The sequence below is a fragment of the Flavobacterium sp. SP2 genome, from assembly GCF_057626655.1.
This window is the reverse complement of sequence record NZ_JBVHBT010000001.1, coordinates 532,611-557,060: the sequence shown is the minus strand read 5'-3', so window position 1 is coordinate 557,060 and position 24,450 is coordinate 532,611. Positions and strand designations below refer to the sequence as shown.

Annotated in this window: 22 protein-coding genes and 2 tRNA genes; 17 read left to right on the top strand and 7 right to left on the bottom strand. The window is 32.0% G+C overall.

Annotated elements, in window-relative coordinates; genetic code table 11:
* Positions 1–63: 63 nt before the first annotated feature.
* The 12 genes from ACZ098_RS02755 to ACZ098_RS02700 all read left to right on the top strand — a co-directional run bounded on the left by ACZ098_RS02755 (position 64) and on the right by ACZ098_RS02700 (position 13,220).
* Positions 64–2,253 carry a glutamine synthetase III family protein gene (locus ACZ098_RS02755; RefSeq protein WP_487310201.1) on the top strand — a complete coding sequence of 730 codons (2,190 nt, stop codon included), beginning with the start codon at positions 64–66 and terminating at the stop codon, positions 2,251–2,253.
* A 109-nt stretch (positions 2,254–2,362) separates the two neighbouring features.
* Entirely contained in the window at positions 2,363–3,250 is an 888-nt protein-coding gene (locus ACZ098_RS02750) for an OmpA family protein (RefSeq protein WP_487310200.1), read from the top strand.
* A gap of 2 nt (positions 3,251–3,252) precedes the next feature.
* Positions 3,253–4,032 (top strand): OmpA family protein, encoded by a 780-nt coding sequence (locus tag ACZ098_RS02745; RefSeq protein ID WP_487310199.1) that lies wholly within the window; start codon positions 3,253–3,255, stop codon positions 4,030–4,032.
* Between the two features lie 331 nt (positions 4,033–4,363).
* Positions 4,364–5,452: a hypothetical protein gene (locus ACZ098_RS02740; protein ID WP_487310198.1), complete on the top strand. Its 1,089-nt coding sequence runs from the start codon at positions 4,364–4,366 to the stop codon at positions 5,450–5,452.
* A gap of 66 nt (positions 5,453–5,518) precedes the next feature.
* On the top strand, positions 5,519–6,034 hold the full coding sequence (locus ACZ098_RS02735; RefSeq protein ID WP_487310197.1) for a hypothetical protein: 516 nt from the start codon (positions 5,519–5,521) through the stop codon (positions 6,032–6,034).
* 3 nt (positions 6,035–6,037) lie between these two features.
* Entirely contained in the window at positions 6,038–6,757 is a 720-nt protein-coding gene (locus ACZ098_RS02730; RefSeq protein ID WP_487310196.1) for a CsgE family curli-type amyloid fiber assembly protein, read from the top strand.
* 5 nt (positions 6,758–6,762) lie between these two features.
* Positions 6,763–7,164 (top strand): curli production assembly/transport component CsgF, encoded by a 402-nt coding sequence (locus ACZ098_RS02725; RefSeq protein WP_487310195.1) that lies wholly within the window; start codon positions 6,763–6,765, stop codon positions 7,162–7,164.
* 3 nt (positions 7,165–7,167) lie between these two features.
* Positions 7,168–8,529 (top strand): CsgG/HfaB family protein, encoded by a 1,362-nt coding sequence (locus ACZ098_RS02720; RefSeq protein WP_487310194.1) that lies wholly within the window; start codon positions 7,168–7,170, stop codon positions 8,527–8,529.
* 6 nt (positions 8,530–8,535) lie between these two features.
* The gene (locus ACZ098_RS02715; protein WP_487310193.1) at positions 8,536–10,020 is read left to right on the top strand and encodes a carboxypeptidase regulatory-like domain-containing protein; all 1,485 of its coding nucleotides are present in this window, start codon (positions 8,536–8,538) and stop codon (positions 10,018–10,020) included.
* Between the two features lie 87 nt (positions 10,021–10,107).
* A complete protein-coding gene (locus tag ACZ098_RS02710) occupies positions 10,108–11,286 on the top strand; it encodes an AIR synthase related protein (protein ID WP_487310192.1) in 1,179 nt (392 codons plus the stop codon).
* 121 nt (positions 11,287–11,407) lie between these two features.
* Positions 11,408–12,568, top strand: a complete 1,161-nt coding sequence (locus tag ACZ098_RS02705) for a LysM peptidoglycan-binding domain-containing protein (RefSeq protein WP_487310191.1) — start codon at positions 11,408–11,410, stop codon at positions 12,566–12,568.
* Positions 12,569–12,707: 139 nt separating this feature from the next.
* Positions 12,708–13,220, top strand: a complete 513-nt coding sequence (locus tag ACZ098_RS02700; protein WP_487310190.1) for a hypothetical protein — start codon at positions 12,708–12,710, stop codon at positions 13,218–13,220.
* Positions 13,221–13,278: 58 nt separating this feature from the next.
* On the opposite strand, the gene ACZ098_RS02695 is transcribed toward ACZ098_RS02700, so the two are convergent.
* Together ACZ098_RS02695 and ACZ098_RS02690 are read right to left on the bottom strand one after the other, a co-directional pair.
* Complete coding sequence (locus tag ACZ098_RS02695; protein WP_487310189.1) at positions 13,279–13,962, bottom strand: response regulator transcription factor; 684 nt, start codon at positions 13,960–13,962, stop codon at positions 13,279–13,281.
* Between the two features lie 18 nt (positions 13,963–13,980).
* Positions 13,981–15,234: a sensor histidine kinase gene (locus ACZ098_RS02690; protein ID WP_487310188.1), complete on the bottom strand. Its 1,254-nt coding sequence runs from the start codon at positions 15,232–15,234 to the stop codon at positions 13,981–13,983.
* Between the two features lie 193 nt (positions 15,235–15,427).
* On the opposite strand from ACZ098_RS02690, the gene ACZ098_RS02685 reads away from it, so the two are divergent.
* Positions 15,428–15,838 carry a DUF1573 domain-containing protein gene (locus ACZ098_RS02685; protein ID WP_487310187.1) on the top strand — a complete coding sequence of 137 codons (411 nt, stop codon included), beginning with the start codon at positions 15,428–15,430 and terminating at the stop codon, positions 15,836–15,838.
* 87 nt (positions 15,839–15,925) lie between these two features.
* On the opposite strand, the gene rimO is transcribed toward ACZ098_RS02685, so the two are convergent.
* The 3 genes from rimO to ACZ098_RS02670 all read right to left on the bottom strand — a co-directional run bounded on the left by rimO (position 15,926) and on the right by ACZ098_RS02670 (position 20,001).
* Positions 15,926–17,230 carry a 30S ribosomal protein S12 methylthiotransferase RimO gene (gene rimO / locus ACZ098_RS02680; RefSeq protein ID WP_487310186.1) on the bottom strand — a complete coding sequence of 435 codons (1,305 nt, stop codon included), beginning with the start codon at positions 17,228–17,230 and terminating at the stop codon, positions 15,926–15,928.
* A gap of 258 nt (positions 17,231–17,488) precedes the next feature.
* Positions 17,489–18,988 carry an OmpP1/FadL family transporter gene (locus ACZ098_RS02675; RefSeq protein ID WP_487310185.1) on the bottom strand — a complete coding sequence of 500 codons (1,500 nt, stop codon included), beginning with the start codon at positions 18,986–18,988 and terminating at the stop codon, positions 17,489–17,491.
* Between the two features lie 17 nt (positions 18,989–19,005).
* Positions 19,006–20,001, bottom strand: a complete 996-nt coding sequence (locus ACZ098_RS02670) for a hypothetical protein (protein ID WP_487310184.1) — start codon at positions 19,999–20,001, stop codon at positions 19,006–19,008.
* A gap of 100 nt (positions 20,002–20,101) precedes the next feature.
* Here ACZ098_RS02670 and proS point away from each other — a divergent pair, with 100 nt between their 5' ends.
* The 4 genes from proS (at position 20,102) to rpsT (ending at position 22,247) form a co-directional block, all read left to right on the top strand.
* Positions 20,102–21,580: a proline--tRNA ligase gene (proS, locus tag ACZ098_RS02665; protein WP_487310183.1), complete on the top strand. Its 1,479-nt coding sequence runs from the start codon at positions 20,102–20,104 to the stop codon at positions 21,578–21,580.
* Between the two features lie 84 nt (positions 21,581–21,664).
* Positions 21,665–21,736 (top strand) — tRNA-Glu (locus ACZ098_RS02660).
* A gap of 34 nt (positions 21,737–21,770) precedes the next feature.
* Positions 21,771–21,842 (top strand) — tRNA-Glu (locus ACZ098_RS02655).
* A gap of 153 nt (positions 21,843–21,995) precedes the next feature.
* The gene (gene rpsT, locus ACZ098_RS02650; protein ID WP_487310182.1) at positions 21,996–22,247 is read left to right on the top strand and encodes a 30S ribosomal protein S20; all 252 of its coding nucleotides are present in this window, start codon (positions 21,996–21,998) and stop codon (positions 22,245–22,247) included.
* 54 nt (positions 22,248–22,301) lie between these two features.
* Here rpsT and ACZ098_RS02645 read toward each other — a convergent pair whose 3' ends face one another.
* The gene (locus ACZ098_RS02645) at positions 22,302–22,700 is read right to left on the bottom strand and encodes a response regulator (protein ID WP_487310181.1); all 399 of its coding nucleotides are present in this window, start codon (positions 22,698–22,700) and stop codon (positions 22,302–22,304) included.
* A gap of 1 nt (position 22,701) precedes the next feature.
* Positions 22,702–24,180, bottom strand: coding sequence for a PAS domain-containing sensor histidine kinase (locus ACZ098_RS02640; protein ID WP_487310180.1), 1,479 nt, complete (start codon positions 24,178–24,180; stop codon positions 22,702–22,704).
* Positions 24,181–24,450: the final 270 nt, after the last annotated feature.

Genomic DNA, 24,450 nt, shown 5'->3' with positions numbered 1-24,450 from the left:
TTAATCGAATAATTATTATATTTGCATCAAATTAATAGGGTACAAATTTTAAAACTAATTTTTATGTCAACTTTACGTTTCCAAGCATTAAAAGACGCATCAGGTAGAAAGCCTGTAAAATTCGAAGAATCTGGAAGAAAATCAGATCTTTTTGGTTCAAATGTTTTCAATGACAAAGCAATGAAGCAATATTTAACTTCAGATGCTTATAAAGGTGTGAAAGATGCCGTACAACACGGAACTAAAATTGATAGAAAGTTAGCCGATTATATTGCAATGGGTATGAAAGAGTGGGCTTTGAGCAAAGGCGTAACTCATTATACACACTGGTTTCAACCATTAACTGGTACAACCGCTGAGAAACATGATGCGTTTTTTGAAACTTCATACGATGGTTCCGATCCAGTTGAAAAATTTGGTGGAGGTCAATTAGTACAACAAGAACCAGATGCTTCTTCATTTCCAAATGGTGGAATTAGAAATACATTTGAAGCTCGTGGATATACAGCTTGGGATCCAACTTCTCCAGCTTTTATTTTTGGAACTACTTTGTGTATTCCAACAGTTTTCATTTCCTACACTGGTGAAGCTTTAGATTATAAAACACCACTTTTACGTGCTTTGAATGCTGTTGATGAAGCGGCTACAGAAGTATGTAAATATTTTGATAAAAACGTTAAAAAAGTAACTGCAACTTTAGGTTGGGAACAAGAATATTTCTTGGTGGATTCTGCTTTAGCAAATTCTCGTCCAGATTTGATAATGACTGGAAGAACCTTATTGGGACATACTTCTGCAAAAGGACAACAATTGGACGATCATTACTTTGGTTCAATTCCGTCTCGTGCGTTAAATTACATGAGAGAACTGGAAGAAGAATGTATGTTGTTGGGAATTCCAGTAAAAACACGTCATAACGAAGTTGCTCCAAATCAATTCGAGTTGGCTCCAATATTTGAGGAAACCAATTTAGCTGTGGATCACAATTCACTATTAATGGATGTAATGTCTAAAGTTGGTGAGCGTCATGATTTTAAAGTACTTTTCCACGAAAAACCATTCAAGGGTGTTAATGGTTCAGGAAAACATAACAACTGGTCGTTAGCTACGGATACTGGAGTAAACTTACTTTCACCGAGCAAAACTCCAATGAGCAACCTACAATTTTTATCGTTTTTCATCAATACAATTAAGGCGGTAAATGATTATGAAGAATTACTTCGTGCCGCGATTGCAACAGCAAGTAACGATCACAGGTTGGGTGCCAATGAAGCGCCACCAGCAATTATTTCGGTATTTATTGGAGCACAATTAACCAAAGTTTTAGCCGAATTGGAAGGTGTTTCTAAAGGTAAATTATCTCCAGAAGAAAAAACCGACCTAAAATTAAATGTTGTGGGTAAAATTCCAGATGTAATGTTGGATAATACCGATAGAAATAGAACTTCTCCATTTGCATTTACTGGAAATAAATTCGAATTCAGAGCGGTTGGTTCAACTGCAAACTGTGCTAACGCCATGACTACTTTGAACTCAATCGTTGCAAAACAATTGAAAGAGTTTAAAAAAGAGGTTGATAGCTTAATTGAAACTAAAGATTTAAAGAAAGACGAAGCTATTTTTAATGTTTTAAGAGAATATATTAAAGGTACTAAAAATATTCTTTTTGAAGGAGATGGTTATAGCGACGCTTGGGAGCAAGAAGCTAAAAAACGTGGTTTGAGTAATCACAAAACAACTCCTGCAGCTTTGAAAGCAAAAGTTTCGCAAAAAGCATTGGATTTATTTAAAGATTTGAACGTAATGAACCACGTTGAGGTTGAAGCTCGTTACGAGATTGAATTGGAAGAATACACTAAAAAAATACAAATTGAAGGAAGAGTTTTAGGCGATATTGCTCGTAATCACGTAATTCCGACTGCAATTCGTTACCAAAACACGCTTATTGAAAACGTACGCGGATTGAAAGAAATTTTCGGAAAAGATTTTGAAAAAATTGCTAAAGAGCAAATTGTAATCATCAAAGAAATTTCGGGACATATCGAAGGAATTAATTCTAAGGTAGAAGCAATGACGGAAGCTCGTAAAAAAGCTAATGCCTTGACTGATGCTCAAAAAATGGCCGAATCGTATTGTGATAAAGTGAAGCCTTATTTTGATGAAATTCGTGAACACTGCGATAAATTAGAACTTTTAGTAGACGACGAAATTTGGACATTGACTAAATACAGAGAATTATTATTTACAAGATAATTTCTTTAAAAAATAAATTTTAAAAGCCATTTGAATTATCAAATGGCTTTTTTTATGGAATAAATTGTGATAAACTACAACTATTTTTAAGTAACTTCGTTATATGAATATGAAAAAACTTATTGTATATAGTGTAGTATTGCTTGCATTTCAATTTGCCAAAGCGCAAGAACAGTTTGTTTTGTATTTTGAAAGTAATAAATTCGATCTAAATAAGGTTGAAGACGAAAAATTTCAAAACTGGATTAGTGTAAACAAGGACTCTAAAATCGTAGCAATTAATGGCTTTACTGATGAAGACGGAAGTAATTCGTTCAACGATACTTTAGCCCAACGCCGAGTAGCATTTGCTTTAAACAGTGTAAAATCTAAAATAAAAATTCGGGAAGATTTTAAATCACGAAGTTATGGAGAAGATTTTAAGCAAGCTGTAAATAAAGCTGAAAATAGAAAAGTTACTATTTATTATATCCTTCCAAAAGATTTTCCTCGAGAGGATGAAATTCTAGGAATTAAAAAAGAAGTTGTTGCAAAACTTAAACCTGAACCCAACTATCCTGAAAAATTAGTTTTTACAAATCCTGATGGAAGCAAGAAAGAGATGAAACTTGATGTGGCTTTTATGAAAGAAGTTACTAAAGGAAAATCTGGAGAAAAATTAAAAATTGAAAACTTAAATTTTGTTATCAATACTTTTATCGTTGTAAATGAATCACGGGTAAAAATGTTTGAACTTCTGTTGGTGTTGGAACAAAATCCAAATTTAAAAATTGAAATTCAAGGCAATCTATGTTGTCAGCCAATTGATCGGACCAATTTGTCTACTCAAAGAGCAAAATCTATTTACAATTTTTTAATAAATAATAAAGTAGATAAATCACGCTTGTCTTACAAAGGTTTTGGAAGTTCGCGACCAATTTATCCTCTTCCAGAAAAAAATGAAGAAGAACGAGCCGCCAACAGACGTGTAGAAATTTTAATACTTGAAAATGATTAACTATGAAATCCAAAATTTATCTTCTTTTCATGCTTTTATCTTTTGCCAATTACGCGCAAGGAAAATTAGATTTATATTTTGATTTTGATAAATTTGAACTCAATGAAGCTTCAATTAAGAAAATTAATTCTTGGATTTCCGAAGGTAAAAATTATCAGATAACCAAACTTTATGGTTTTTGTGATTGGAAAGGTAGCAATTCTTACAACGATACTTTAGCACTTAAAAGAGTAAATACCGTGTATAATTTTTTGAAAGAAAGCGGAATAGATGTAACAAACAACATTGAAATAAGAGGTTTTGGTGAGGACTTTATACAATCGAAAAACCAAGAAGAAAATAGAAGAGTCACGCTTTTATTTTCTGAGAAAGTAGAACCAGTAAAAGTAGTGGTAGAAGAAAAGCTTTCTGACAAATTTAAAACGTCTAAAAAAGGTGATTTAGTTAAATTAAAGAACATTTATTTTTACAATAATTCGGCAACAGTTGTTCCCAATTCAAAATCGGTATTGTATGATTTGTTGTGCGTTATGCAGGAGAATCCGAATTTAAAGATTGAAATTCAAGGTCATATTTGTTGTAAATCTGCAGCAGAGTACGAAGTAGTTTCTTCTGCTCGAGCACGAGCAGTTTACAATTATCTAATAAAAAATAGTATTGCTAGAAACCGACTTTCTTTTAAAGGTTATGGAGTTTCTAGACCTGTTCACAAAATTCCTGAAGCCAATCCACAAGAAGAAGACGAGAATAGAAGAGTGGAAATTTTAATAATTGAAATGTAGTTTTCTTTCCCACAAAAAGCAGGTACAATTGTGTGACTACGTATTTTTACGTATACGATTACCATGATTCTTACAAAAAAAACGATGTAGCATTAGGATAAGTGTATTTTGTCGATGAAAAATATCGTTGTATCGAAAATATACATTTTGTTAGCATTTTTTTTATCGAATTCGTATTTCTGAATATAATTCTTATATAAATTTGTAGTGTTAAAATTTTCTGGCAAATAGAATTTTAACATTAAAATGCTAAGGATTTTTATAAGGTTCCCAAATCTAAAAATAACACTTAACACATTTTATTAAGTTTATTAACCAAAATTTTTATATTATGAAGAATGTGTTTTTTTGCATCTCTGCGATGCTTGCTACAACAGTAGCTCTTGCTCAATCAAACGTGAGCGATGTTCAACAGTCTGGAACTGCAAATGGTTCTACTGTTACTCAAACTGGAAATGCTAACAATTCGCTTGTTATGCAAAATGGCTTAAATGCTGCTGCAAGTGGTGTTAGTAATGAGGCAATAGTGGTACAAACAGGTGCTACAAACGATTCTGATGTGTTACAGTCTGGCGATGATAACTACGGAAATGTTTTGCAAACTGGTGATTTAAACGATGCTACTATTGATCAAGGTGTAGGTTTTGCTGAAGATAATACTGCGTATACTACACAATCAGGTAATAGTAATACAGCATTACAAACTCAAAGATTCGACAACAACTTTGCAAGAATTACTCAAACAGGTAGCAGTAACTCTGCAACGCAATTCCAATCTTCTGGACCAAACCAATCTCCTGGTAACTCAGCTTTCGCAACTCAAATCGGTACTTTCCATGAGTCTATTCAAAGACAAAATGGTAGCAGTAACTACGAGCAAATTACTCAAACAGGAACTGACAACTATGCTAGACAACGTCAAATTGGAGATTTAAACCAAGCAAATGCTTACCAAGGTCAATCTGGAAATAGCTCTGAGCAATTACAAACAGGTAATGGTAACAATGCTTTAGTGTATCAAAATGATGTAAATGCAGGTGGTGATAATACTGCTTCGCAAACTCAAACTGGTAATGGAAATAGCGCAGAAGCTGATCAAGGTTTAGGTGCTCCAGCTACTGAAAATAGTTTGATCGTTCAAACTCAAACTGGAGATAATAACTTTGCTTATTCTAGACAAAACGGAGATAGCAACTATTCTAGCCAGTCTCAAACAGGTAATGGAAACATAACAAACCATAACCAAGTTGGAAATGACAATGATGCATTGACAGTTCAAAACGGAATGTCTAACAACTCTGCTATTACTCAAACAGGAAATGATAACTATGCTATCACAACTCAAACAGGAGGAATGCATTTAAGTACAGTTACTCAATTAGGAGCAATGAATAATTCAGTTGTTACTCAATCAAACTAAGCTTTAAATATAAAGAAAAGGTAGTCTTGTATAAGGCTATCTTTTCTTTTTTTAATTACCAATATAATGAAAGCTAATAAACAAGTTATGCTACTTTTAATACTACTAATTTCAGTAGTTTCTAGTTATGCTCAAGAAGAGGAAACTGATGATTTGGCACTAACGTTTAATGGCAAACAAAATTCTCTTAATCTGTTATCCTCAATGACAAACAGTCCTTTGCAGGAAACAGTACCTTTAAATTCATCAAATAGTGTATTTATTCAACAAATTGGCGAAGGAAATGCAATATCATCAACCATTAAATCTAGTAATTCGGATGTAGTATTAAACCAATTAGGAAATGAAAACTACATTTATTTAGATAAAAATGCTACTCAAGTTAATCAATTAGTGATACAAAATGGCAATAATAATTCAGTTGTTGATTTCAATTTGTATAGCAATAGTACAATCAACAGTAATTTTTCACAATTAGGAAATAATTTAAATATTATAAGTATTGGTGCAAACAGTATTTCTAAAGAACTTACTATCAACCAAACAGGCAATTCTGGCTCAGTAATTATTTTAAACAAATAAATTATGAAACAGTTAGTTTTCTTACTACTAATCCTACCTTTAATTTCTTTTTCACAAACTATGAATAAAGAGGTTAAAGCTAAGATTATTGTTAGTTATAATGAAGATCTAGCCGTGATTAAAGCAACAGCAGAAAACTTGACTTATGTTTTTAAATCAATTTCTTATAAATTGTCTGTAATTAAAAATGAAGGCAGAAAAGGAAATCAGTCTACCAATTCTCAATCAGGTAGAGAAACTTTAGAATCGGAACAAATTAAAGATTTATCTAAAACTCAGATTAATATAAATAAAGAAGACGAAATCATTCTTTTACTTTTAATTTACGATGAAAAAGGAATTATTATAGGTAAAGATCGCGTAGTTATTGGAGAAAAAAAAAAGAGTGAAAATATCCAACCCAAACCAAATGATGGGCTCGAACTAGCCGGAATAATATCGGATGAAACTAAAACTAAAAACGGCAAAGATTTTTACGATTTGTTTTATACAGAGTATTTAAAAACCAATCAAAAAGGTAATAAAATAATAGTAGTATCCGAAGAATTGTCAATTGCTAGAAATACCAAATTAATAATATCGGTTGATAATGAGATTATTTCTGAATTTTTGTTAAAACCAGACGATGAATATTTAAATTATATGGCGTCGGAAACTTCGTTGGCTGTATTTAAATATTTTAAAAATTTGGAAAGACAAAGCCAGCAAATTATTAAATACTAACTGCAATGAAACACTACCTACTTTTACTTTTAGTATTATTAACTTCACTTTCCTATTCTCAAGAGTTAGTCTATAAACCTCGAAATCCAGCGTTTGGTGGCGATACGTTTAACTATCAATGGTTGCTTAGCTCAGCAGAGTCTCAAAACTTATACAAGGAAAAAGCTTCAACACAAGATAATCGAACAGAAATAGAACGATTTACTGAAAATCTTAATAATCAGTTATTGAATCAAGTTTCACGATCATTATTCACCCAACAATTTGGTGAAGAAGGAATTTCTGAAGGAAACTATGTTTTTGGAAGTTTATCGGTAGAAGTTTATCAATCTACTGGTGGCTTAACAATTAATATTTTAGACACAACCACAGGAGAAGAAACCCAAGTTATCATCCCAAATCCATGATAAATGTATAAAATCAAAATCATTTGCCTATCTGCCTTATTTTTACTTACTAGTTGCGGTGCTTATTTTAATCAACCTATTGATGTGCAAGATGCAACCTTAGGCGAAGCTACAAGCGCAACAAAACTTTTAAAAAATTTACCAATACCTAAAGAGAAAGTAGTTGTAGGTGTTTATAAGTTTAGAGATCAAACGGGTCAATATAAAGCTACTGAAACTGGAAGTACATTCAGTACAGCAGTAACTCAAGGCGCAACATCCATCTTAATAAAAGCACTCGAAGATTCAAAATGGTTTATCCCTATTGAACGAGAAAATTTAGGAAATTTATTGAATGAAAGAAATATTATCCGGTCAACTAGACAAGAATATCTAAAAAATGCTAACCCTAATGATATACAATTAACACCACTTTTGTATGCAGGAGTTTTAATAGAAGGAGGCATTGTATCATTTGATAGTAATATAATTACAGGAGGTTTTGGAGCACGATATTTTGGAGCTGGATCATCAACAAGATATCGACAAGATCGGGTTTCAATCTATTTAAGATTGGTATCTACCAATAATGGTGAAATTTTAAAAACGGTTTATGTATCCAAAACTATTTTATCTCAAGCAATAGATGCAAGTCTTTTTAGATACGTTAATTTTAAAAGATTGTTGGAAATTGAAACTGGTTATACTAAAAATGAACCAATGCATATGGCTGTAACTGAAGCAATAGAAAAAGGCGTTCAGTCATTAGTAATAGAAGGAATTGAAGATGGAATTTGGAAAACATCAACTCCAAGCTCAGAAATGGTAAATGTTTTCGCTAATTATTTAAAAGAAGAAGGCGATGCAAGTTCGGCACTACTTTATGGTAGAACAAATGCAACAATTAGAAAAAAAGTAGCTATTGAATTTGCTGGTGGAATTACACAAGTCGATAGTGATTATGCGTTACCCTTAACCCGACCTTTCGGAAAAATTGGAATGAAGTTTTTTTTAAATCCTTATTTTAATATTTCCTCTTCACTTCAATTGTTTGGATTGGGTAATCAAGACCGATACGATAAATCTTTTGGTTCTTTTGATCTAAATTCGGAGCTTATTCTTTTACCTAAAGATAAAATCACACCTTTTTTCTATGCGGGTATAGGTGGCGCAGCTTCGAGTTATTTAGAAGATCCACATTTCAAAACACAATTTGGAGCAGGATTGGAATTTTTATGTTCTAAGAATATGGGATTGAGGATTTTTGGTGAACAGAATCTCACATTTACTGATCGAATAGATGATATCAAATCTGGAAAACTAAACGATAATTATTGGCGATTAGGAGTTGGAATTATTTATTATTTCGGAAAAAAACAAAAATAAAATACTATGAAACACTATATAAAATATCTATTGTTGAGCCTATTTGTTTTGCTTTTTTCTTGTAGCGAAGACAAGATAGGCACAGACGGAAAAGGTATCGTTAAGGGTAGAGTAGTGAAAGAGAACACATTTGAACCACTCGAAAATGTACGAATTTCATCTAGTCCAAATAGTAGTATCGTGTTTACAGATGCCGATGGTTATTTTCAAGTTAATGATGTCGTAACCGGCGATTATTCATTTGAAGCAAGAAAAGATGGTTTTGTAGCAAAATTTGAAGCAGTGACAGTTACAAATGATAATATTTCAGAATTGGTTTATGAATTAAAAGTTTCAACTGCCGGAAATAGTGCACCAACAGTTCCAGTTTTAACAACACCGGCGGATAATGCAACCAATCAAAGTTTGACCTTAAATTTGGCTTGGACCGTATCTGATGCTGATGCCGATCCTATAACTGCAACTATAGTTTTGCGAAATGATATTACCGATGAAATTGAAACTTTTGAAGACATCACAACGACCAATTTTACGATTTCAAATTTAAATTATAGTACTAAATATTTTTGGCAAGTTATTGTTAATGACGGTATTAATCCAGCTGTTTACAGTCCGATTAGTTCGTTTAGAACTATTGGTTTCCCAGATGCAAGATATTTGTATACCAGAAAAATTGAGTCCAATAGCGTGATTTTTGCGGCTAATGCAAGCGGCAATGAGTTGCAACTTACATCATCAAATAAAAATAGTTTTCGTCCTCAAAAAAATATACAATCAGGAAAAATAGCTTTTATTCAATCGGATGGTTCACAAAATCATATTTACACCATGAATAATGATGGTTCCAACTTATTTAAAGTAACGAATACTGTTCCTATTGCTGGATTTAATTTTGATTATCTAAAGTTTTCTTGGAAAAATAATGGTGCACAAATACTGTATCCAAATTTTAATAAATTATATCAAATTAATGCTGATGGTTCTGGTTTAATCGAAATTTTTCAAACACCAAACGGAAAATTTATTACAGAATGCGATTGGAGTTTTGACGGTTCGGTTATCGTTTTAAAGGTTAACGATAGCAATGGTTATAATGTAGAAATTTATACTATTACGCCTAATGGTCAGGTGCAAACGCAAATTTTGTCTGGAATAAATGGTGCTGTAAATGGAATACATTTGTCTGCTAATAACCAAAAATTAGTTTATGCACGAGATGTCTCAGGATTTGAAAACGGAAATTACCGACAATTAGATTCTAGAATATTTATGTATAATTTTGCGACTGGAAATAGCACCGAAGTTCCTGTAGAAAAGCCAGCAGGTTTTAACGATTTAGATGTTAGATTTTCACCTAATGAGGCAGAATTAATATTTGTAAATACCTCTAACGACGGTATATCACAACGAAATATTCAAAAATTTACTATGGGAATTATTAATTCTAGAGTAACGTTATTTCAAAATTGCACCATGCCCGACTGGAAATAATCCGATTGAAAACCTATCTAAGTTTCTATTGGGACTTAAAATTGGCAATTTTTATTATCTTTGTGGCACACACAACAAATAAGAAAAATGAGTTCTGATAACAGCCAACGCTATTCTTTGAGAGGAGTTTCTGCTTCCAAAGAAGATGTTCACAATGCCATAAAAAACATAGACAAAGGTTTATTTCCTAAAGCTTTTTGTAAAATAATTCCCGATTATCTTACCAATGATGAAAATCATTGTATAATCATGCATGCTGATGGCGCAGGTACCAAAACCTCATTAGCTTACATGTATTGGAAAGAAACTGGTGATTTATCTGTATGGAAAGGCATTGCACAAGATGCATTAATCATGAATATCGATGATTTATTGTGTGTTGGCGCTACCGATAATATTTTACTCTCCTCAACAATAGGAAGAAATAAAAATTTAATTCCTGCCGAAGTCCTTTCAGCCATAATCAATGGAACCGAAGAACTTATTGAAGAACTCAAAGAATTTGGTGTTACAATACACTCAACTGGTGGCGAGACTGCCGATGTTGGTGATTTGGTCAAAACTATTATTGTAGATTCTACCGTTACTGCAAGAATGAAACGCAGCAATGTAATTGATAATGCCAATATTAAACCAGGAAACGTTATTGTAGGATTGGCCTCGTTTGGTCAAGCTAATTATGAAAAAAGTTATAACGGCGGAATGGGAAGCAATGGCTTAACATCGGCACGTCATGATGTTTTTGATCATTATTTAGCATCAAAATATCCCGAAAGTTATGATGCTTCGGTACCTGTAAATTTAATTTACTCTGGAAAAGTAAAACTTACCGATTCAGTTGAAAATGCTCCTTTGGATGCTGGTAAATTAGTATTATCTCCAACAAGAACCTATGCTCCGATAATAAAAAAGATTCTAGAAAAATACTCTTCTAAAGAGATTAATGGAATGGTGCATTGTTCTGGAGGCGCGCAAACTAAGGTGTTGCATTTTGTAGAAAATGTACAAGTAATTAAAGATAATTTGTTTGAAGTTCCACCTTTATTTAAGCTTATCCAAGAGCAATCTCAAACCGATTGGAAAGAAATGTACCAAGTTTTTAATTGTGGTCATCGTATGGAACTTTACCTTGATGAAGAATTTGCTTCAGATGTAATTGCTATTTCAAAATCTTTTGGTGTAGATGCACAAATTGTTGGAAGAGTAGAAGCTAGTGATGCTACAAAGCTTACAATTAAAAGTGAGTTTGGTATTTTTAACTACTAATAAATTTGTGCGTGATTGTACTTATTTTTTAAAAAACAGTTAAAAGTTCTGAGTTAAGGCAGGTATTTGTTATCTTGCACCACTCGAAACAATTTTCATAAAATTAGAATTAAGTCTGTCTATGAAATCCTTACAAATTATATTATTTTTTTTACTCGCAATAAATTTCAACTCTTTTTCTCAAAAGATTATCAAGCATACTGTAAAGTCAGGTGAATCCATTTATCTAATTGCCAAAAAATATAATGTAACTGAAGCAGAAGTATTTGAACTTAATCCGAAATTAAAAGGAGCAATTTTACCACTAAAAGCTGTGGTTCAAATCCCTAATAAAAATTTTAAAACAAAGCAAAAAAGTCAACTTGCCGAAAAATCTAAATTAAAAGACAAAAAAGATATCAATTCAGAAGTAGATAAAAATTCAACTACACATCTTGTAACTGCCAAAGAAACAATATATAGTATTTCAAAGAAATATAAAATTTCTATGGAAGCACTCTGCGAGTTGAATCCAGAACTAAAAACTAGTACTTTAAAAGTTGGTTCTCGATTGCTACTTCCAAATAATAACGAAGTACCTAAAGTTGAAAAAGAAGATAAGAAAGAAATTCAAGCGATAATTACCGATACTAAATCTGAAAAAATTCAAGAAAATGTTTCGCTTACACATAAAGTTGTACCTAAAGAAACCCTGTATAAAATTTCAAGAATATACAAAGTATCTGTCAAGGATTTGCAAGAATTAAATCCTTCAATCGGATCTGATTTACCTATTGGATATGAATTAGTAATAAAAAAAGGTTCTAAACCCGAAGATAATATTGTAGTAGTACCAGAGAATACTACTTCTACAAATGATGTTGTACCCATAAAGCCTTTATCAATAGAAAATATGTCGAAAGCGGCATTTTTAATTGCAAAGGCATCGGAACATTTAGGAACTCGGTATCGAAGTGGTGGCACAACAAGTGCTGGATTTGATTGCTCAGGATTGATGTTTACAACGTTCAAAGAAATTGACATGACATTGCCTAGATCGTCTCATGAAATGGCTAGATATGGTGTAAAAATTGATAAATCTCAAGCGCAAAAAGGCGACTTGATTTTCTTTGCTACTTTTGGAAGAGGTCGTGTAAGCCATGTAGGAATGGTTACCGAAACCGATGGTGATGAAATCAAATTCATACATTCTTCTACAAGTTCTGGCGTAATTATATCATCTACCAAAGAAGATTATTATTCCCGTTCATTTGTGCAAGTGAATCGAGTACTTCAAGAATAATTTTTTTAGATTACTTTTTAGTTTCCAATGTTAAGTTTTCATCTCGAGGCAAAACTTAACATTGGCGAATCGATTATTAACGTACTTTTGTTAACGTAAAATTTACATATTATTTACGTTAAATTTAAAAGATAACTATATGGATACTAACGAAGAAAAGAATATCGACTCAATCGCAAATCCTGAAACGGTTACGCCTGAAACAGTTAAAGAAACTCCTGCTGCTACTAAAGTAGCTGAAGTAACACCCAAACCTAGAGTTTCAAGACCTAGAGCAACTACAAGAAAACCTTCTGTTTCTGAAACCGTTGCTCCTGCAAAACCAGTTGTTAGAAGAACTAGAGCAGCTGTTAAACCAGCAGTTGTTGAGGAAGTAAAAGTAGTTTCTATTGAAGATGCAACCTCAAATACTACTCCACCAGAAGCCGAAATGAAAAAGGTATTTAAGGTTAAAAAATTGAAAGATTTGAAAAAATCAATTAAGGAAAAAGCTAAAGCTAAAGAAAAAAAGGCAAAAGAAAAGGAAAAAGCTAAAGCAAAGAAGACTAAAGAAAAAGAAAAGGCAAAAAAGAAAGCCAAAATTTCTAAAGCAAAAGAAAAAGCGAAAAAAGCTAAAGCTAAGAAGAAAAAGAATTCGAAAAAGAAAAAATAATACAGTTAGAACAACTATAAATAAAAACCGATGTTACTGCATCGGTTTTTTTTAGTGCTTATTTTACAGAAAATCGAAATCCAATTCCGTGTAAATTTTCAATTGCTATTTCTTTTTCATTGGCTAAAATTTTTCGTAATCTTGAAATAAAAACGTCCAAACTTCGTCCCATAAAATAGTCGTCGTCACCCCAAAGTGATTTTAAAATTTCTTCGCGTTTTAAAACTACATTTTTATTGTCTAGAAAAAGTTTTAGTAAATCGGATTCACGCTGGGTTAAACTTATTTTTTCATCTTCATTAAAAACAATAAAGTTTTTATTGTCAAATTGATATTTGCCTACAGTATAATTAGAGATGTCCTGTGAAACACTTTTTTGTGACCGCTTTAAAAATATCTCAATTTTGAGTTGTAATTCTTCAATGCTAAAAGGTTTTACAAGATAATCATCGGCTCCAATTCGCAATCCTTTTATTCGATCTTCTTTTAAAGTTTTAGCAGAAAGAAAAATAATTGGTACATCAGCATTTAATTTTCTAACCGATTCTGCCAGTTCAAATCCATCCATTTTAGGCATCATGATATCAAAGATGCAAATGTCAAAACTTTCTTTTTTAAACAGTTCTAAGGCTTCTTTACCATCTGCACAATGCGAAACGTTATAATTTTGCTCCAAATTGTCTTTGGTTAAGAATGCTAGAGTTTCATCGTCTTCAGCATATAGAATTTTAAATTTAGACATTTTTATTTTTTTAATATGTTATTTCGGAATGACTATCGAAATTGTTATTCCTTTATCCGTGTTGTTTGATGCAAAAATTTTCCATTTATGTTGTAAACAAATCTTTTTTACATAGTACAATCCCAATCCAAAACCGTTTACTTCATTGCTTTTGAGACTTGGAATGCGATAAAATTTATCAAAAATAAAAGTAAGATTTTTGTTTGAAATTCCTATTCCGTTATCAGAAAAATTGAGTTTAATTTTGTTGTTTTCTTCCGTGATACTAATTTTTATAACTGGATATTCTTCACAGTATTTAATAGAATTATCAAGAAGATTGTAAATTATATTGGTGAAATGAAATGCATCGCCATTTATGGTATAATCTTTTTCAGTATGAATTTCAACTGTAAGATTGTCGTGTTTCAGTTTCATGTTTTCGACAACTTCATTCAAAATAGGAAGAATTTGAAGTTCTTTACAATCCATTTTTAGTGGTGAATTATCCGACTTAGCACTATTTAAAATCTTTTCAATATGTTGGTTTAATTTATTACTCTGACTTATAATTATATTAGTGTATTTTTCTAATTTTTCATCTGTATTTATGGATTCTTGCTTTTTCAAATAGCTAGAAGCTAGCAATATAGAGGATAAAGGTGTTTTGAATTCGTGTGTCATGTTATTGATGAAATCACGCTGTAATTCCGAATATTTTTTTTGTTGAATTATAGTGTAAATTGAATATACATAGACCAATAGAATAATAATTAAGGCAAATGAAAGTATAAACCAAAACCGCAAGGAACTGAATAAATAACTAGTTTCGTTCGGAAATCGTATTGCAAAATAGTAAACTAAATTTTTGTGTTTAGGAAAATATACCGAATTTTTCTTTTTGGTTTTGTCGGTCAATGAAATGTAATTTCCATACACCATTTCATCGCTTTGGCAATTGTACATGGCATATTCAAAATCGGTAGCGATATTGAATTTTTCAAATTCGGTCTTTAAATAATATTCTAAAATTTCGGGTTCAAAATCATTATCTATGTTTACAATGTAGTAATCGTTGGCAACTTTTCTAATTGGATTTTCAGCTGGGAGTTCGCTATTCGTTCCTTCATAAAGTTTTTTTACCACTTCAAGTAAGGCAATATGGGTTTTTTGAGAGAACTTTTTCTCTTCAAGATTGAAGGCTTCTTTTGTCCAAAGTAGCTGCGCAATTAATATTCCTATTGTCGCAATCAGACCAAGAACAATTATTATATTTAGGTTTTTTGTTTTCATTTAATAATAAATCTGAAAATTATTTTCATCAAATTCGTTGTGTAATATTACTCATTTTTTTCTTAAAAATCGGCGCTTAACATGTCATTAACAAACATTTGAAATTGCTTAACAGATGTAGTATTACGATAAAGTATCTTTGTTTAAGAGAATTGAATTACTTAAATTTTACAACTTTAATACGATTATATAAATGAAAACACTTAAAATTTCTTTACTAGCTTTAACAGTAAGTTTAATGTCTTTTTCGGTTGTGCCAGTTGCAACGAAATCTACAAGTACCACTTCTGTTGCATCAGTAATTAATTGGAAATCAGATTCTGTTGATGTAGGAACAATACCGCAAGGAACACCTAAAATCATCAATTTTGAATTTAAAAATACAGGCGATAAAGCAATTATCATTACTAATGTAAAACCTGCTTGTGGTTGTACTGCTGCCGATTATTCGAAAGAACCAATTGCTCCAGGTAAATCGGGATACGTAAAAGCTATCTATAATGCTGCGGCAACCGGTACTTTTTCTAAAACGGTAACCGTAACTACAAATGCTGATGATACTCCAAAAATATTGACTTTTAAAGGTACTGTACTAGCAAAATAAAGATTTGAATAAAAGGTTGGTTAACTAAAAAACTCCTAATCATTTTCGATTAGGAGTTTTTTTATGTTTGTGTAATAACGGTTTATTCTAAACTGCTGGTTCACCGTATAAGTCAAATTCGGTAGCCTCAATAATTTTGATGTTAACAAATTCTCCTGTTTTTACATAATGTTTGCTAGCATCAATTAGAACTTCGTTATCTACGTCTGGACTGTCAAATTCGGTTCTTCCAACGAAATGATTTCCTTCTTTTCTGTCAATTATACATTTAAATACTTGACCTACTTTTTCTTGATTCAAATCCCAAGAAATTTGCGATTGTAACTCCATTATTTCTTCTGCTCTAGCTTTTTTTACATCATCTGGAACATCATCTTCTAATAAATAGGCGTGTGTATTTTCTTCGTGTGAATAGGCAAAACATCCCATTCTGTCAAATTTCATTTCTTGTACAAAATCTTTTAGAATTCTAAAATCTTCTTCAGTTTCTCCAGGATATCCAACAATTAAGGTCGTTCTAATTGCCATTCCAGGAACTGCTTCACGAAATTCTTTTAGCAATTTTGTAGTCTTTTCTTGCGTAGTTCCTCTTCGCATCGATTTTAAAATAGAATCCGATACGTGCTGTAACGGAATATCAATATAGTTACAAATCTTCGGTTCTCGTTTCATAATCTCTAAAACATCCATAGGAAAACCAGTAGGAAAGGCGTAGTGTAAGCGTATCCATTCAATTCCTTCAACTTTTACAAGATTTTCTAATAGTTCGCCAAGATTACGTTTTTTATAAATATCTAAACCATAATACGTTAAATCTTGCGCAATTAAAATCAATTCTTTAACACCGTTTTTAGCCAAACCTTCAGCTTCTTTTACCAGTTTTTCGATGGTTTGAGAAACATGCTTTCCACGCATTAGTGGAATAGCACAAAAACTACAAGGTCTATCGCAACCTTCAGCAATTTTTAAATAAGCATAATTTTTTGGTGTAGTAGTCAATCGTTCACCAAGAAGCTCGTGTTTATAATCGGCACCAAGTGCTTTTAACAAACCTGGCAATTCAGTGGTTCCAAAATATTGATCCACATTTGGAATCTCTTTCTCCAAATCAGGTCGGTAACGTTCCGATAAACATCCTGTTACAAATACTTTATCAACAATTCCTCGTTCTTTTTTATCAGCATATTCTAGAATCGTATTTACAGATTCTGCTTTTGCATTATCAATAAATCCACAGGTATTTATAACCACAATATTGCCTTCTTCTTCATGTACAACATCTTTTCCGCTAGCACGTAATTGTCCCATCAAAACCTCGCTGTCGTACACATTTTTAGAACAACCTAGTGTGATTACGTTGATTTTATTTTTCTTTAACGATTTGGTTCTCATATATGTAAAGTATCTCTATTTTTAGAAAGTGTGCAAAATTACGATATTTAATTCACACTCATTGCAATATTATTTATTTTTGAAGCATAGGGCTTGCGCATTACTATAAACCCTTTTCCTGCTGTACACTTCAATCTAGCCAATTTCTGTCGCAATTGGCTAGGATTTTCATTGCCATCAGGGCTAGAAGACTAAGGATTTTACAAAAAAAAAAACCATCCGATTCACGAATGGTTTTATATGCTCCGTTTATTTATTTTACAATTCAAACAGTAAAGTCAAATTGATAGTATTGTTTTTAGAATTTATTCGTGAACTGTCTGTAAATCCTTGCGAGAAAAACTGTCTGTCATAATCACGTTGGAAAAATGAATAAGCAAGATCCAATTTTGTCGATCCAAAATTATATCCTAAACCACCAGAATAACCAGTTAAATCACCAATAGTACTTCCATTCTTGTACGGACTTTGTTCAAATCGATATCCGCCACGAATACTCACTCTTTCAATTTTATATTCGGCACCCAATCTAAATTCGTTAGTTACATCCAACACATTTGCCATTAAATTATTAGTGGCTGAGAAATCATTACTTGGTCGGTATTTGGTATTACTATAATCTTTTAAAGCGTAATCAAAACTGATCAATCCTTTTTTTCCAAATACATAAGCCAAACTTCCAGTCCATTTTCCAGGTGTTTGAAGTCGATAAGGTGCGAAAACCATTGTAATTTGAGGGTTAAACACATCAGGAGCCAACTCGCCAGAAGAACTAGAACTAACCGAGCTAATACTTTGTGATAACTCATCGTTCAAACGCAACCAAGTAGGCGATTCATAGGCAAGACCTAAACGAAATTCTTTAGTAGCCTTGAAAATAGTTCCTAACTGAAATGAAAAACCATTTCCATAGGTATACAAATCATTATTAAATCGAAGGCGTTCTACAAAATTAGTTGCTGATGTATTGTTATCGTTACTTTCAAAAAAACTAGCCGATTGTCTGTAATCTACAAAATGGGAATTCAAATTGATACCAAAAAACAGCTTGTCTTTATATTGTCCCGATCCGTTAAAAGATAACTTACCATTATAACCAGTAGAAACTACCGAGTATTCTTGATAGAAGTCACCTGGTGCTATTCCCGATGTGTAAGCGGTATTGTTAGGATTATTATTTACAGGATTTACAACAAATGCTTGAAAGCCAAGATAGGCTTGTTGCTCGTTATAAAATAATTCTCCATAACCAAAATCACTACCATTCACAATACTTGTTGGAATTCCGTTGGCATAGCTTAAAAAATAGCTGTCAATAGAATTTGTAGGATTAGTACCCGCTGAAAATAGTGAATTGTCTAAATTTCTAATGTTTTCATAATTCATCGCTAATGCAAACTTTTTCCAAGAACTATTAGGATCAACATTTTCAAAAACATAGACACCACCAGCTTGACTTATGTCAAAACTAGAATCATTTTGAGATGTAGAAGATCCAAAATAATTAGAATTATTTTTAATGTTGTAATTTCCAAGTGTAATTCCAACTTGGCTATTAGCAAAAATAACCGATCCTGCTGGATTTATATTAATGGAAGAAAGATCACCGCCTAATGCTCCAAATGCACCACTCATTGCTCTAAATCTTGCGGTACCTGTTTGGTTATCTTGAGCATAACGCAAGGCATCGCTTATATCCTGTGCTTGAGTAAATGAAAAACTTAAACTTACTAAAGCAAATAATACAATTTTTTTCATAAAATTTTAACTATATATTATCGTCTACCGCCACCAGAAGATCTTCCACCGCCATAGCTTCCACCACCTGAACTAGGAGATGAATACGAACGTGGAGACGAATAGGTTCTTGGTGTTGAATTGTTATAACTTCTAGGAGTACTTTGTGTGTTGTTGGTTCTAGGAGTATTGTAAGTATTCGTACGAGGTGTATTATAGTTGTTAGTACGTGGATTGGTACTGTTGTAACTTCTTGGATTCGTTGCGCTGTTGTTTCTTGGTGTAGTTACGCTATTGTAATTTCTTGTACCAGTTGTTGTTCTAGCGTTGTTAAAATTTCTAGTTGCAACTTCATTTCTTGTTCTTATTGAATTTACTGAATTTCTACCAGAATACATTCCTCCATTACTTGCATAGTTAGAATTTCTTCTTCCGTTAGAGTAATAGTAGTTTCCATAGTAGTTGTTATTATAAAAACCATTGCCATAAAAACCATAAAAGTTATTATTCCAACCCCAATTATTCCAACCCCAGCCTGCGCCATACCAGTTATTCCAACCCCAACTTGGTCCATACCAATTATTCCAACCCCAACCTGGACCATACCAATTGTTCCAACCCCAAGTATTTCCATACCAAATGTTGTTCCAGCCACCATAACCCCAACCGTTATCGTAAATATTAACAGTTACATTTTCTGAACCGTTAGAACCCCAACCAGAGTAAGAGTTTGTGTTTTCGGTTTGATTTACATTTCTAACTACCGTATCATTGTAAGTGGAATAATTATCAACGTTAGTAAAAACTTCATTGTTTTTGTTTTCTTGATTGAGTGTACTGAAGTACTCTTGGTATTTGTTAGTTGCTTGTTGTTGGTCGTTTGTCACAACTCTTTGTTCTGAACTACCATATATTCCATCATTATCATAATAAGATGAATTTTGGTATGAACCACAAGAAGTTAGAAGCAATGAAAAAAATCCAAATAAAGAATATATGGAGATTTTAGCCGGAGAAAAATAATAAGTTTTCATATCTATAGCATTTTTATTGTTGGACATTACAAAAATAGTTAGTTTTGCGGAACTATTTAGTTAAAATTATCAAAACAATTTTTATGCCAAACTATTCATTATGAGCAAGAACTTAACAAAAAGAGAAGAAGACTATTCCAAGTGGTATAATGAACTTGTGGTTAAAGCCGATTTGGCTGAAAATTCAGGTGTTAGAGGCTGTATGGTGATCAAGCCTTACGGATATGCAATATGGGAAAAAATGCAGGCGGAATTAGACAGAATGTTTAAAGAAACTGGACATAGTAATGCCTATTTTCCTCTTTTTGTTCCTAAAAGTATGTTTGAAGCTGAAGAAAAAAATGCGGAAGGTTTTGCTAAAGAGTGTGCTATTGTAACACATTATCGATTAAAAAACGATCCAGATAAACCAGGGAAATTAATGGTAGATCCAAATGCTAAGCTGGAAGAAGAACTAATTGTACGTCCTACAAGTGAAGCAATTATTTGGTCAACCTATAAAGGCTGGGTTCAATCATACAGAGATTTACCATTGTTAATTAACCAATGGGCTAATGTTGTTCGTTGGGAAATGAGAACAAGATTGTTTTTGCGTACTGCTGAATTTTTATGGCAAGAAGGACACACAGCACACGCAACAAAAAAGGAAGCAATAGAAGAGTCAGAAAAAATGATGCATGTATATGCTGATTTTGCTGAAAACTTTATGGCTATGCCAGTTATTAAGGGTTTAAAAACAGAAACAGAACGCTTTGCCGGCGCTGACGAAACGTACTGTATTGAAGCTTTGATGCAAGATGGAAAGGCGCTTCAAGCGGGAACTTCCCATTTTCTTGGTCAAAATTTTGCTAAAGCGTTTGATGTGAAGTTTGCAAATGCTGAAGGAAAGCAAGAACATGTTTGGGGAACTTCTTGGGGTGTTTCAACTCGACTTATGGGTGCTTTAATAATGACTCATTCCGATGATAATGGATTGGTTTTACCGCCTAATTTAGCTCCAATTCAAGTTGTAATCGTTCCGATATTTAAAACAGATGAAGAATTAGAAAAAATATCTTCTGTTGTAAACGAATTGGTTTCTCAATTTAAAAAATTAAGAATTTCTGTAAAGTATGATAATCGAACAACTCAGAAACCTGGATTTAAATTTGCCGAATGGGAGTTGAAAGGTGTTCCAGTTCGAATTGCTGTTGGACCAAAAGATTTAGAAAACGGAACTTTTGAAGTTGCAAGACGAGATACACTAAGTAAAGAAGTGGTTTCTAAAGACGGAATCGTAAATTATATTAATGATTTACTTGAAACAATTCAAACAGAGTTATTTCATAAAGCATTAAATTACAGAGAAAATCATATTACTGAAGTAGAGTCGTTCGAAGAATTTAAAGATGTGCTAGAAAATAAAGGAGGTTTCGTTTCTGCTCATTGGGATGGCACAGCAGCAACAGAAGAAAAAATTAAAGATTTAACCAAAGCAACCATCAGATGTATTCCATTAAGCAGAGTAGAAGAAACGGGTAAATGTGTATTTACAGGTTCTGAATCAGCTGGTAGAGTACTTTTTGCTAAAGCATATTAAAAAAAATATAAAAAAAGTGCAATTAACTATTGTGTGAAATAAAAATAGTTGTATTTTTGCACTCGCATTACAAAAATATGTAATGGCCCGTTCGTCTATCGGTTAGGACGCCAGGTTTTCATCCTGGTAAGAGGGGTTCGATTCCCCTACGGGCTACAAATATTTTTACTTTATCCTAAGGGATAATAATGGCCCGTTCGTCTATCGGTTAGGACGCCAGGTTTTCATCCTGGTAAGAGGGGTTCGATTCCCCTACGGGCTACAGAATTAGTTGTAAATAAGTTTTGTAAAATAGCAATTGGTGTCTCGATTACTATTTTATTAGTTAAAACCAAAGTGACTCTAAGAGTTGTGGGAGGTTTTTCTTTTTTAACTAGTAGTTTATAACAATTATTACAATTAAAAAAAGAACAAAATGGCAAATCATAAGTCAGCATTAAAGAGAATTAGAAGTAACGAAAAGAAAAGAGTGTTAAATAGATATCAGCACAAAACTACTCGTAATGCAATTAAAGCATTAAGATTAGCAACTGATAAATCTGATGCTGCTGCAAAACTTTCAAGCGTTATTTCAATGATTGATAAATTAGCTAAGAAAAATATTATTCACGATAATAAAGCTTCTAATTTAAAATCTAAATTAACTAAGCACGTAACTAGTCTATAACTAGTAGTTACGTTTTCATATAAAAAAGCTTCCTATTTAGGAAGCTTTTTTTATTTATAGATTTTGCAGTTTTTCTTGCGTAATTGGTTTGGATAGAAATTTAATTATTATTGGGTATTTTTTTGATTTTTCGATGTCCTTTGGGTCAATAGATGAAGATAATATAATGACTTTTATAGAGGAATGTAATATCGAAAATTCGTTGCTTGAAATTATATCTAAAAATTCCCAACCATTCATTATTGGCATATTTAAATCAAGTAGGGTATAATCTGGAACAGAAATTTCATTTTCGGAATTTCTGTAATCTAAAATGTTTTTGAAATACTGTACCGCTTCTTTGCCATTTGATACAGAATCAATTATTTCAGAAAATTCAGATTTTATAATTACTTTTTTACAAAGCATTAAAGTTATTGGATCGTCGTCAATGCATAAAACTTTATGTAACATTTTAATTGTTTTTAAATGTGATTTCAAACGAGGTTCCAACTCCAACTTGACTTTCAGCGGTAATAAATCCTCCCATAGAGTCTACTTGAGATTTCACTAAATATAAACCTAATCCTTTACTGTCTGGATAATCATGAAATCGTTGATAAAGCCCAAATAATTTATTTTTATTTCTTTCTAAATCAATGCCGATTCCATTGTCTTTAAAAATAATTTGAGTGGAATTGTTATTTGTTTTCGAAGTTATAGTAATCTCTAAAGGTCTATTTTCATCATTATATTTCAATGAATTAGTAGTGAGATTTTGCAAAATACTTTCCAAATATGGTTTGTTCGTAAAAATAGTTTCTGTTTCTAAATTGAGATGTATTATAGGTTTTTTAGTAACTATAAGAAAATTTAATTGATTTAAAATATTCGATATTACTTCGTTTAGATTTACATTTTCTTTGGTTACTGATGGATTATCTTTTATTATTATTACCTTAACTAAATCGTTTATAGTTTCGTTAAGCATTTGTGTAGATTTAGAAAAACCATCAATAATTTCACTCAGTTCTTCACTTTCTATTGGAATGTCTTCAATTAAATTTAAGAGTCCAATAAGGTTAGAAAGTGGTGCTCTTAAATTGTGTGAGGTTATGTACGAAAATTGCTTTAAGTCTTTATTGTTTTGGGTTAATTCACTTATCAACTGTTCTCGTTCTTTTTCTCTTTCTTTTTCAGATGAAATGTCTCTTTGAATCGATATCCAATGCGAATGTTTGTTGTCTTTATTGGTGATGGGTATGATAGAAATATTAGACCAATACGGTTCGTTATTTTTTCTGTAGTTTAAAGTTTCGAATGTAAATTCTTCTTTTTTACGTAAAGCTTCAGCAATTTTTTTGATGTTATCTTGTATACTCTTTTTGTTGATGAATATAGCTGACGATTTACCCAATACTTCATTGTATTCATAACCTGTCATTTTGGTAAAAGCTGGGTTAACATATAAGATTTTCGGTATTTCGGTATCATTTTCGTTGGTCTCGGTAATAATTATAGAATCTTTAGTTTGAGTAATTACCGTTTCTAACAATTTTAAACGTTGCTCTTCGGTTTTTTGTTTTGTAAAATCTTGGATTACTCCAATCATTCTAACAACATTATTGTTTTCATCTTTGACTAAAAAACCTCTGTTGAAAACATATTTGTAGGATCCATCGGCACATCTAAATCGATATTCGTCTTGCCATTTGTCTGACTTTTCAGAAATAAAGGAATAGAGTTTTACCGACATTTTTAAGCTGTCTTCTGGGTGAATTTGATTAAATAACCACTGTAGATTTCCTTCTACATTTTCAGATTTGTAACCAAATACATTTTCGATGCCTTTATTCCAAATGAATCCATCTGTTTTTATATCCCAATCCCAAATGGTATCGCTAGTGGCCTTAGAAACAATCTCATATCGTTCGTTAGACTCTAGAAGTTCCAAATATTTGGCATCTAATAATGCGATTTTTTGTTCGTAACCAACTAATTTTTTTTTGAAAATAGTGGTTAAAACAAGGTAAAACAAAATAAGTACACTAATGAAAATTAAAAACAGTATAGGCAAAATAAAAGTAGGGATAAAGGTTGTAAAAAATATTACTTGTCAAAAAAACAATTTATAGGCTTTTACAATGATAAATTAGCTTAATAACATAATTCAAAAATAAAAAAAATATACTCAAAAATTAATTGTTTTGTATAAAAATAATAG